Origin of the sequence: Pseudoalteromonas sp. ESRF-bin5 (assembly GCF_002632075.1) — a bacterium.
Lineage (GTDB): Bacteria > Pseudomonadota > Gammaproteobacteria > Enterobacterales > Alteromonadaceae > Pseudoalteromonas > Pseudoalteromonas marina.
Genome location: NZ_NTLW01000145.1, coordinates 1 through 9480, shown reverse-complemented (window position 1 = coordinate 9480; position 9480 = coordinate 1). Strand labels below are relative to the sequence as shown.

The following is a 9480-nucleotide window of genomic DNA, read 5'->3' as shown; positions in this document are numbered from 1 at the left end:
CAAAAATGGCAAATCAAAAAGATTTTATGCGTTTACGTGTTGGCATAGGTCATCCAGGACATCGTGAAATGGTTACCGGCTGGGTGCTTGGAAAAGCGCCAAAGGTTGACCAAGAAAAAATGGATGCTGCTGTAGATGAAGCAGTTCGTTGTATGGAAATACTTGCAAAAGACGGCGTGCTAAAAGCACAAAACAGACTTCATTCGTTTAAACCCTAATAAACTTGAGTCCAAGTGCACGGTTAAACGAATTCTAAACAAGGTATCTTACTATGGGTTTTAAATGTGGCATCGTTGGCTTGCCTAACGTAGGTAAATCAACGCTTTTCAATGCATTAACTAAAGCGGGTATTGAAGCCGCTAATTTTCCTTTTTGTACCATTGAGCCTAATACAGGTGTGGTACCTGTTCCAGATCCTCGCTTGGACGAGCTTGCTAAAATTGTAAACCCACAACGTATTCTTACTACAAGTATGGAGTTTGTTGATATTGCAGGCCTTGTAAAAGGCGCATCAAAAGGTGAAGGCCTTGGTAATCAGTTCCTAGCGAATATTCGTGAAACTGATGCAATTGGTCATGTAGTACGTTGTTTTGAAGACGAAAATGTAATACACGTAGCGGGTACAATTGACCCTGCTGACGATATTGACGTGATCAATACTGAGTTAGTACTTGCTGATATGGACAGCGCTGAGAAAGCGATGTTCCGTAATGCTAAAAAAGCGAAAGGCGGCGATAAAGAGGCAAAAGAACAAAATGCGGCGCTTGAAAAAGTAAAAGTACACCTTGATGAAGGCCTTACACTTCGATCGTTAGAATTAACTAAAGAAGAAAAAGCAGCTATCAGCTCTATTAACTTCTTAACTATCAAGCCAACTATGTATATTGCAAACGTAGCAGAGGATGGTTTTGAGAATAACCCACTACTTGACCGCGTTCGCGCTATAGCTGAATCAGAAGGCGCTGTGGTTGTCCCTGTGTGCGCAGCAATCGAATCTGAGTTATCTGAACTTGATGATGAAGACAAACTCGAATTTATGGCTGACCTTGGCTTAGAAGAGCCAGGCCTTAACCTTGTAATTCGAGGCGGCTACGAATTACTCAAGCTACAAACTTACTTTACCGCAGGCGTAAAAGAAGTGCGAGCTTGGACAATTCCTGTAGGTGCAACAGCGCCACAAGCTGCTGGTAAAATTCATACCGATTTTGAACGTGGATTTATCCGTGCACAAACCATTGCTTATGACGACTACATTAACTGTAAAGGTGAAAGTGGTGCAAAAGAAGCGGGTAAAATGCGCCAAGAAGGTAAAGAGTACATTGTTAAAGATGGCGATGTAATGAACTTCCTGTTTAACGTATAAGTATTTATTCCCTCTATTTAGGGAAATAAATTTTAAAGGCTCGTTTTTACGAGCCTTTTTTGTTTTTAAACGTATATACACTGTTAGCTTTTGGGGATAAATAACACTAAGTTAATTTTAAAAAAGCGTAACCTGTTATACTTCCTCTTTAATCGGTGTTAAAAAAACGGCGTTTTTATTAAAATTTAGCCTGTTAGCTTAATTTTCCTGCAAACAAACACAGTTAAGCGTTTTTTTGCAAAAAAGGTGTTGACGAATTTGGGTCATGTCAGCATAATACGCCCCGCACTCAGCGATGAAGTGCTAACAAAAAAGATGGCTAAGTAGCTCAGCTGGTTAGAGCACATCACTCATAATGATGGGGTCACAGGTTCAAATCCCGTCTTAGCCACCATTTATTTTTTGTTGCTCAATGAAGAGTTTAAAATAACTACCTTGTGTGCGGGAGTGGCGGAATTGGTAGACGCGCTGGATTTAGGTTCCAGTATCTTAGGATGTGAGAGTTCAAGTCTCTCCTTCCGCACCATTATTCTTGATAAGAATTAAAACTATCAGTTGTTTATTGTTGGGATATCGCCAAGCGGTAAGGCACCAGGTTTTGATCCTGGCATTCCCAGGTTCAAATCCTGGTATCCCAGCCAACAATGGCTAAGTAGCTCAGCTGGTTAGAGCACATCACTCATAATGATGGGGTCACAGGTTCAAATCCCGTCTTAGCCACCATTTCTTTTAAAGAATTGGCTCTGCAAGAGTTAAATTGCAACTCAATGAAGAGTCTAAAATAACTACCTTTCTTTGATTATTCAAAGTTAAAAATGCGGGAGTGGCGGAATTGGTAGACGCGCTGGATTTAGGTTCCAGTATCTTAGGATGTGAGAGTTCAAGTCTCTCCTTCCGCACCATGTTCTTGATTAGAACTAAAATTATCAGCTAATTCTTTGTTGGGATATCGCCAAGCGGTAAGGCACCAGGTTTTGATCCTGGCATTCCCAGGTTCAAATCCTGGTATCCCAGCCAACTTCTTCTACCAAAGAGTGTTGTTAAAGAATAACTCTGTTATGAGTATAAACATAAAACTATATGCGGGAGTGGCGGAATTGGTAGACGCGCTGGATTTAGGTTCCAGTATCTTAGGATGTGAGAGTTCAAGTCTCTCCTTCCGCACCATGTTCTTGATTAGAACTAAAATTATCAGCTAATTCTTTGTTGGGATATCGCCAAGCGGTAAGGCACCAGGTTTTGATCCTGGCATTCCCAGGTTCAAATCCTGGTATCCCAGCCAACTTCTTCTACCAAAGAGTGTTGTTAAAGAATAACTCTGTTATGAGTATAAACATAAAACTATATGCGGGAGTGGCGGAATTGGTAGACGCGCTGGATTTAGGTTCCAGTATCTTAGGATGTGAGAGTTCAAGTCTCTCCTTCCGCACCACGTTCTTGATTAGAACTAAAACAATCAAATATTTCTTTGTTGGGATATCGCCAAGCGGTAAGGCACCAGGTTTTGATCCTGGCATTCCCAGGTTCAAATCCTGGTATCCCAGCCAACTTCTTCTACCAAAGAATGTTGCTAAAGAATAGAACTGCGGGAGTGGCGGAATTGGTAGACGCGCTGGATTTAGGTTCCAGTATCTTAGGATGTGAGAGTTCAAGTCTCTCCTTCCGCACCACGTTCTTAATTAGAACTAAAACTCATCCAAATTTAAAGTTGGGATATCGCCAAGCGGTAAGGCACCAGGTTTTGATCCTGGCATTCCCAGGTTCAAATCCTGGTATCCCAGCCAATTTTCTAACCGTTCTCCTTTGTACTATCTAAAATAAATTCTATTATCCAATAGATCATCTTCTATAAAATCTATCCAACTAATTCAATATTTTAAGATCAGTCGCTAAACACCTCGTGATATAAATGTACTGAAGCTGATTGAAAAAATAATACGTTTAATAATTTAATTCTGTAAATAAGAACACTGCTGATTCATAGTGAAAATTGAGTTACTTAGTCGTTTTATTAAAAATCTCAATACTACTAACATCAAGTTTAGTCTCATAAATTTTATTACGCATTGCTATTACTACATAATGCTTTAGCTGCCTTTATTTAAGTATTTCTCTATAAAGCGCTCTAAAGGTAGTGGCTTGCTAAAATAATAGCCTTGAAGGAATTCACAATTCATTGATTTAAGTACTTCTTGTAGCTCCTTCGTTTCGATTCCTTCTGCAACCACATTACAATTGAGCCGATGTGCTAAAAATAACGTCGATTCTACAATTGCATAATCAGCTATTTTAGTAAGCATATTATTAATGAAAGACCGATCTATTTTAATTTGATTTATAGGTAGCTCTCGCAGTAAAGATAAGGAAGAAAATCCGGTACCAAAATCATCTACACTAAATTCAAATCCACGACTGTTAAGTTTATACATCATTGCTCGAGCAGCCTCCAAATCAGTCATCATTGCACCTTCTGTAATTTCAAAAACAATGTAGTTACTTAACGTAGGGTCCTCTTTAAGGAGCTCTTCTATAAACTCCACAAAACTCTCACTTTCAAGATCTCGTGTTGATAAATTTACGTGCATGGTGCCAGTAAAACCTAACGATTTTAGACGCTGTAAATTTTTTATTGTTTCAATTACAACCCATTGAGTGATATTAAGAATCATCCCTGTACGCTCAGCCACTTTGATAAATTGATCAGGAGTAATAAACGATCCGTCCTTCTGCGGCCACCTAATTAATACTTCTGCACCATGTATTTCGTCAAAACGAGTGCAAAATATTGGCTGAAAATAAAGCTCAAATTCATGGTTTATAAGGGCGCTTTTTATTTTTGTAGTCATATCAATAAAGTTATCAGCCCTTTCACTCAATCCTTCAAAATAATTAACAAATAATTGCTGTGTGCTTTTAGCTTCAAGTAAAGCTAAGTCAGCATTTTTAAATAACTCATTGGCATAAAACGCATCTTGAGGATATGAGCTAACGCCGACTTTTAGCTTTAACCATACTTTTTGCGCACTAATGAAAAAAGGCTCTTCAACAGAGCCCTTTATAACTTCAATACAATCATAAATATCTTGCTCATTTGCTGAATCTAAAATTAACGCAAATTCATCACCGCCAATTCGGTGCAGTTCACCTATGTTTAATAAATTTAGATTTAACGTTTTGGAGAATATGCACAACAATTCATCTCCTAAGCTATTACCGTAGAGCTCATTTACACGTTTAAAATTACTTAAATCAAATAAAAATAAACTAAATGGTTGCTCATTATTAATATGCTGAATCAATAGATTAAAAAAACACTTGCGATTAGGGAGGCTTGTTAAGCTGTCATGCTCTGCTAGGAATCGTTGATGATTTTCAGACTTTTCTATTTCTAAAATACTTTTTAAGCTGAGGCGCATTATTAGAAATACAAAAATCCCCCCTCCTAATAAAATGAGTGAGATACTAATTAAGACCAAGTTATCTAAAGTGTTATTTGCAAAATAATGTAATATCCAACAATACCCAAAAATAAATAAAACAACTAAAGCAAGAAGTAAACTCCATGCCATATTTTTAGTCTTTTTGCATATTGTTATTATTGGCTGAATGCTAAAACCTAAAAGCAAAATACCTAATAAGATTACAATTAATAAACTTTCCATAGGCCCTCAAACTAAAGACTTCTTATTGCTTGAGTATGGCAAATATACGTAAAAGGGAAATAAAATTAGGATTAAGAGCTTTAAAATAACTTTTAAGCTCTCATTTTAAGGGCTGAATAGTCAAAGGATTACAAATTGGTTTAATGAGTAAAATGCATATCTTAAATGTAAACGCATATTCTTAGCTAAATTCACCGCTAATTGCGTACTTTAATACCCAGTTTTTTACCACCCCAGTATTGTTAGCCATTTTTAAAAATTGGCTACGCGCCCATTTTAGTGGCGCTATTTGGTTTGAAAAACCAAAATAGCAGGCATCCATCATACTCATCATTAATAAGTTAGCTTTTCGGCGAGTGCGTTCGTACTCTTGCAGCTTTAACGCGCATCCGACGTCGGTTGCATCATTTAATAGAGTGGCTAAGGCGACCACGTCCTGGAAACCCAAGTTAACGCCCTGCCCAGCCAATGGATTAATAGTGTGCGCAGCATCGCCTACTAACACCAAACGACCATAAGAATAATTATTAGCATGTTGACGAGTAATTGGAAACACAGCATGACTTTGCACTTCAAAATCGCCTACAAGGCCAGGGAACTTAGCCAAAATATGACTTTTTAATTGTGCTCCATCTAATCCTTTAAATGTGTTTAATGTGTTGGCATCGTCATACCAAATTAAATTAGCGTAAGGTGCTTGCATAGGTAAAAAAGCCAACGGGCCTGATGGCGTAAATTGCTGCCATGTCTTTATTTGTTGAGGCGCGTCCAATTTAATAAGTACGCCCATACATTGCTGCTGGTACTGCCAACCGGTTACACCAATATTTGCTTTAGTTCGTAATTGCGATTGTCCGCCATCGGCTGCAACCACTAAACTGGCGGTATAACGTTGCTCGCCATATACCAAGGTAATCGAATCGGCATTTTGTTCAATTTTACTAACAACCTGTTTTTGCTCGATAACTTCAATATCGTATTGCTCAAACTGCATCCATAAACTGGCTTGTATTAAACTGTTTTCGATTAAGTGGCCCAAATGCGTGGTATTAATGTCGGCGCAATCAAATAACAATTTATCGTTGCCGCGTTCAAAAGCTTCTAACTGTTGGTATGGCGCAATCCGGCCTTTTCTTAAAATGGGCATAGCCCCTAAACCATCGAGTAACTTTTCAGAAAAACGATTAATAGCCGATACTCTTATATCAACGTTGTCATTACTCAAAACATGAGGCGGATCGATTAGGTGTTTTTCGATAATGCGCACTGACTTTCCCTGTTGTGCTAACTTTATTGCCATTGCCGCACCAACCATGCCGCCGCCAACCACTATCACATTATTTTGAGTCATGTTTTTCATCATTTTGTTAATACGTTAATCTATTTTAATTGTACCGTAACTCACCGCTATAGTGCGAGAGTATATGACTATCAAGCTATTAAACTCGTCTGAGTTTGATTTGAGATCACAAACATGAAAACTATACTTGGATCTGGGCGGGTATCCAGCTAAAATACGCGTCCTTTAAGTGAGCAAGCTTGCTCCTTAATTCTGTTTCAAGCACATATTTGTGCCATTATCGAATTGAACACGAGGCTAAATTTCAATGAGCAAAAAGCTGCATATCAAAACCTGGGGTTGTCAGATGAACGAATACGACTCTCAGAAAATGGCTGAACTTTTAGATGCCACCAATGGCTACCAGCTAACTGAAGATGCAACAGATGCCGACGTAATCTTACTTAACACCTGTTCAATTCGTGAAAAAGCACAAGAAAAAGTATTTCACCAATTAGGCCGTTGGAAGTTGTTAAAAGACGACAAACCAGAGCTAATTATTGGTGTAGGTGGCTGTGTTGCCTCTCAAGAAGGTGATTCTATTCGCCAGCGAGCTCCATTTGTAGATGTTATTTTTGGCCCACAAACACTGCATCGTTTACCTGAAATGATTAAGCAAGTGCAAGGTAATAAAGGTTCGTCAGTTGTTGATATTTCGTTCCCAGAAATTGAAAAGTTTGACCGCCTACCTGAGCCAAAAGCTGAGGGCCCTTCTGCGTTTGTATCAATAATGGAAGGGTGTTCTAAGTATTGTACCTTTTGTGTTGTACCTTATACCCGTGGCGAAGAAGTTAGCCGCCCAGTTGATGACGTGCTCCTTGAAGTGGCACAACTTGCAGAGCAAGGCGTGCGTGAAGTAAATCTATTGGGGCAAAATGTGAACGCATACCGTGGTGATACTCACGATGGCGACATTTGTTACTTCTCAGATTTAATTCGATTAATTGCTGCAATTGATGGCATTGACCGTATTCGTTATACCACATCGCATCCAGTAGAATTTACACCAGATATTATTGATGCATATGCTGACGTACCAGAGCTTGTAGATCACTTACACTTACCGGTACAAAGTGGCTCTGACCGTATACTAAACCTAATGAAACGCGGCCATACAGCACTTGAATACAAATCAACAATTAGAAAGCTGCGTAAAATTCGCCCTAACTTAAGCATGTCGTCAGATTTCATCATCGGTTTCCCAGGTGAGAGTAAAGCTGATTTTGAAGCCACGATGAACCTTATCAACGATATTGGGTTTGATATGAGCTTTAGCTTTATTTATAGCGCACGCCCTGGTACGCCTGCGGCAGATTTACCAGACGACGTAACTGAGCAAGAGAAAAAAGAACGCTTATACCTGTTACAGAACCGTATTACACAAATGGCACAGCACATTAGCCGCCAAATGTTCGATACAGAACAGCGTATTTTGGTTGAAGGCCCATCGAAAAAGAATCCAATGGAATTACGCGGTCGAACCGAAAATAACCGTGTTGTTAACTTTGTTGGACCACATTCGGTGATCGGCCAGTTCGTTGACGTACGTATCACTGAAGCACTGCCTAACTCTTTACGTGGTGACTTAATTCGTACAGAATCAGAAATGAACTTACGACGCGATATCGCTCCATCAGCTATTTTAACCAAAGCAGCAAGCAGTGAGCCAAAACCAGAGACTGTTAACGAGATTGGCGTAGCTACTTTCGTTCCTTAGTCAATATACCTAGCGCCAGTAAATACTGGCGCCGTTCTATAGGAAGCAATTTTGAGTAATCAGTTAAAAACATTAGAGATTTATTTAGAACCTGCCGATAACAAACGCCTTTCTTCTTTATGTGGCCCGTTTGACGAAAACATCAAACAAATTGAACGCCGCCTAGCTGTTGAAATTATTCACCGCGACAACTTTTTTAAAGTAACGGGAAAGCTACTCAATAGTGCCTCTGCGGTCGAAATCTTAAAAAATCTATATGTTGATACTCAACCTGTGCGCGGTGTTATTGGTGAAATAGAACCTGATAATGTTCACTTGGCAATTACCGAATCTAAAGCCCTAGAGCAAGATGCTTCAAGCAGTGCATACGGCAAAGAAATGGTTATAAAAACGCGCCGTGGTGTTATTAAGCCCCGAAACGACAACCAAGGCCTATACGTTGCCAATATATTAAATCACGACATTACTTTTGGTATAGGCCCTGCTGGTACAGGTAAAACCTACCTAGCAGTAGCTGCCGCAGTTGATGCCCTTGAGCGACAAGAAATTCGTCGTATTTTGTTAACGCGCCCCGCTGTAGAAGCTGGTGAAAAGCTTGGTTTTTTACCTGGTGACTTAAGCCAAAAAATTGACCCATACCTGCGCCCGCTTTACGATGCGCTATTCGAGATGCTCGGTTTTGAAAAAGTCGAAAAGCTAATAGAAAAAAATATCATTGAAGTTGCACCCCTTGCTTATATGCGTGGTCGTACATTAAACGATGCGTTTATTATTTTAGATGAAAGTCAAAATACCACAGCAGAACAAATGAAAATGTTTTTAACCCGTATAGGGTTTAATTCAAAGGCGGTGATCACAGGTGATATAACCCAAGTTGATTTACCGCGCGGTGCACGCTCTGGCCTACGCCATGCTATAGAAGTGCTCGATAGCGTAGATGAAATTAGTTTTAACTACTTCAAAGCACACGATGTAGTGCGCCACCCTGTTGTTGCGCGCATTGTTGAAGCATACGAGCGTAACGATGAGAGCGAGCGCTTGAAGCGAATTGAAAAGCAAAAAGCAAAAGACGAGCTAGCTGCTCAACTTAACTCTACTACTAAAGAGTAATACTTTGACAACCGAACTTGATTTACAAATAGCCTGTGAGTTTGACAACCTCCCTAGTGAAGCCCAATTTGCATTATGGGCTGATAAAGCATTAAGCCAATATCGTGATGAGTCAGAACTCACCATAGTGATTAGCGACGAAGCGCAATCACAACAGCTTAATAACGACTACCGGGGTAAAAACAAACCCACTAACGTATTGTCGTTTGAATTTGAAGCGCCACCAGGAATAGAGCTTCCCCTTGTTGGTGACTTAGTTATTTGCCCAGCCATTGTATTGGCTGAAGCA

At 39.6% G+C, this 9480-nt stretch carries 6 protein-coding genes, 12 tRNA genes and 1 pseudogene; 17 read left to right on the top strand and 2 right to left on the bottom strand.

Annotation, left to right across the window (positions count from 1 at the left end):
- From BCG07_RS08090 to BCG07_RS08025, 14 genes and pseudogenes are all read left to right on the top strand, one after another.
- Positions 1–218: pseudogene (locus tag BCG07_RS08090) on the top strand (aminoacyl-tRNA hydrolase); the annotation flags it as partial.
- Positions 219–271: 53 nt separating this feature from the next.
- A complete protein-coding gene (ychF, locus tag BCG07_RS08085) occupies positions 272–1363 on the top strand; it encodes a redox-regulated ATPase YchF (protein WP_243533106.1) in 1092 nt (363 codons plus the stop codon).
- A gap of 317 nt (positions 1364–1680) precedes the next feature.
- A tRNA-Met gene (locus BCG07_RS08080) sits at positions 1681–1757 on the top strand.
- A 47-nt stretch (positions 1758–1804) separates the two neighbouring features.
- Positions 1805–1889 (top strand) — tRNA-Leu (locus BCG07_RS08075).
- A gap of 40 nt (positions 1890–1929) precedes the next feature.
- Positions 1930–2004, top strand: a tRNA-Gln gene (locus BCG07_RS08070).
- A 5-nt stretch (positions 2005–2009) separates the two neighbouring features.
- Positions 2010–2086 (top strand) — tRNA-Met (locus BCG07_RS08065).
- Positions 2087–2180: 94 nt separating this feature from the next.
- Positions 2181–2265, top strand: a tRNA-Leu gene (locus BCG07_RS08060).
- 40 nt (positions 2266–2305) lie between these two features.
- Positions 2306–2380 (top strand) — tRNA-Gln (locus tag BCG07_RS08055).
- 65 nt (positions 2381–2445) lie between these two features.
- Positions 2446–2530 (top strand) — tRNA-Leu (locus BCG07_RS08050).
- A gap of 40 nt (positions 2531–2570) precedes the next feature.
- Positions 2571–2645: transfer RNA gene (locus tag BCG07_RS08045), tRNA-Gln, on the top strand.
- Positions 2646–2710: 65 nt separating this feature from the next.
- Positions 2711–2795 (top strand) — tRNA-Leu (locus tag BCG07_RS08040).
- 40 nt (positions 2796–2835) lie between these two features.
- Positions 2836–2910, top strand: a tRNA-Gln gene (locus BCG07_RS08035).
- Between the two features lie 38 nt (positions 2911–2948).
- A tRNA-Leu gene (locus BCG07_RS08030) sits at positions 2949–3033 on the top strand.
- 39 nt (positions 3034–3072) lie between these two features.
- Positions 3073–3147 (top strand) — tRNA-Gln (locus BCG07_RS08025).
- A 303-nt stretch (positions 3148–3450) separates the two neighbouring features.
- Here the strand turns inward: BCG07_RS08025 and BCG07_RS08020 are convergent.
- Together BCG07_RS08020 and BCG07_RS08015 are read right to left on the bottom strand one after the other, a co-directional pair.
- Complete coding sequence (locus tag BCG07_RS08020; protein ID WP_286889721.1) at positions 3451–5025, bottom strand: putative bifunctional diguanylate cyclase/phosphodiesterase; 1575 nt, start codon at positions 5023–5025, stop codon at positions 3451–3453.
- Positions 5026–5206: 181 nt separating this feature from the next.
- Entirely contained in the window at positions 5207–6388 is a 1182-nt protein-coding gene (locus tag BCG07_RS08015; RefSeq protein ID WP_286889719.1) for an FAD-dependent monooxygenase, read from the bottom strand.
- A 244-nt stretch (positions 6389–6632) separates the two neighbouring features.
- On the opposite strand from BCG07_RS08015, the gene miaB reads away from it, so the two are divergent.
- The 3 genes from miaB to ybeY all read left to right on the top strand — a co-directional run.
- A complete protein-coding gene (gene miaB / locus BCG07_RS08010) occupies positions 6633–8081 on the top strand; it encodes a tRNA (N6-isopentenyl adenosine(37)-C2)-methylthiotransferase MiaB (protein ID WP_010556002.1) in 1449 nt (482 codons plus the stop codon).
- Positions 8082–8132: 51 nt separating this feature from the next.
- Positions 8133–9191, top strand: coding sequence for a PhoH family protein (locus tag BCG07_RS08005; RefSeq protein ID WP_286889716.1), 1059 nt, complete (start codon positions 8133–8135; stop codon positions 9189–9191).
- Positions 9192–9195: 4 nt separating this feature from the next.
- A partial coding sequence (gene ybeY, locus BCG07_RS08000) for an rRNA maturation RNase YbeY (protein ID WP_286889714.1) occupies positions 9196–9480 on the top strand: 285 nt, incomplete at its 3' end.